The following is a 1,119-nucleotide window of genomic DNA, read 5'->3' on the forward strand; positions in this document are numbered from 1 at the left end:
GGCCAGGGGGATGGGGGGCGGGGGGATAGTTCGCGCCAGGTGTCGGGGCCCTGGAGCAGTGCGCGTACCGTCTCCTCGGCATCGTCGACGGTGTCGTACTCGTAGAACCGGGATGCGCCCTCGGCCCCGCCGGCACGCTGTTCCACGTACCAGCGATCGGCGTCCGCCCGGAGGAAGACGTCCCGTCGGGCCAGCCGCCCCCATTTCCCGTTCCACCAGTGCTTTCGCTGCTCCATGGCGGGACTCTATCGAACATGTGTTCGACATGGAGCGGCCCCTGCGGGATTCCCACAGGGGCCGATGTGCGGGTGCCGGGTTCAGCGCCCGGTGGGCGGTTCCTCCCGGCGACCGAGCACGTCGTCCAGGGCGCCGCGCTGCTGAGCCGGGGTGGTCCGGCCGGAGGCGACCAGGGCGTCCCGGATCTCGGTGAGCAGCTTGACCTCCTCGCTCGGTGCCGAGGGCGGCGGCTCCTCGCCCCGCTTGCGGCGCTCGGCCAGCTTGTTCATCGGGAAGACGACCAGGAAGTACAGCGCCGCCGCGGTGAGCAGGAACGTGATCAGCGCGTTGACGAAGGCGACCCAGTCGAACGGGATGCCCCGAAAAGCTGGCGCCGAGCCCTCGATGCCCTTGTTGCTTCCCGTGATCAGCACCACGAAGACGCGGATCAGCGGCTCCAGGAACGACTTGGTGAGCTGCGTGACCACGCCGGTGAACGCGGCGCCGATGACGACGCCGACCGCGAGGTCGACGACGTTGCCGCGCATGATGAAGTCTTTGAAGCCCTTGAGCATCCGTAACTCCTGAGGTGTCCGGTATTTCGTCGAGGACAACCTATGCCTTGGGTGCGGACTCCAGGAAAGCACCGGCCTCCCGGGCCGCCAGCTCCGGGTCGCCGGCCCGGATGGCGGCCACCAGGCGGGCGTGGTCGACGTGCCGGTCCGGTGTCAGGGCGTCGCCCATGGCCTGCGCGACGGTGCTGCGCAGGGCGGTCGCGACCGAGGCGTAGAGCTCGGCGAGCATGCCGTTGTGCGCCGCCGCGACGACGGCGGTGTGCAGCGCGACGTCGGCCTCGACGAACGCGGCGACCTCGCCGCCGCGCCGCGTGGTGCCGGAGAGGAA

General features: G+C 70.2%; 3 protein-coding genes. All 3 read right to left on the minus strand.

The genetic code is table 11. From position 1 onward, the window contains the following. On the minus strand, positions 1-236 hold a 236-nt coding region (locus EYA84_RS32155), incomplete at its 3' end, for a hypothetical protein (RefSeq protein WP_131057888.1). An 81-nt stretch (positions 237-317) separates the two neighbouring features. Continuing rightward, positions 318-791, minus strand: a complete 474-nt coding sequence (mscL, locus tag EYA84_RS32160; protein WP_131057889.1) for a large conductance mechanosensitive channel protein MscL — start codon at positions 789-791, stop codon at positions 318-320. Positions 792-831: 40 nt separating this feature from the next. Continuing rightward, the coding region (locus tag EYA84_RS32165; protein ID WP_131057890.1) for a FadR/GntR family transcriptional regulator at positions 832-1,119 on the minus strand (288 nt) is incomplete at its 5' end.

Source organism: Verrucosispora sp. SN26_14.1, from assembly GCF_004307965.1.
Taxonomy (GTDB): domain Bacteria; phylum Actinomycetota; class Actinomycetes; order Mycobacteriales; family Micromonosporaceae; genus Micromonospora.

Excerpts from the sequence above, each read along its gene's own strand:
- mscL (WP_131057889.1), bottom strand. The coding sequence starts at position 791 with ATGCTCAAGGGCTTCAAAGACTTCATCATGCGCGGCAACGTCGTCGAC.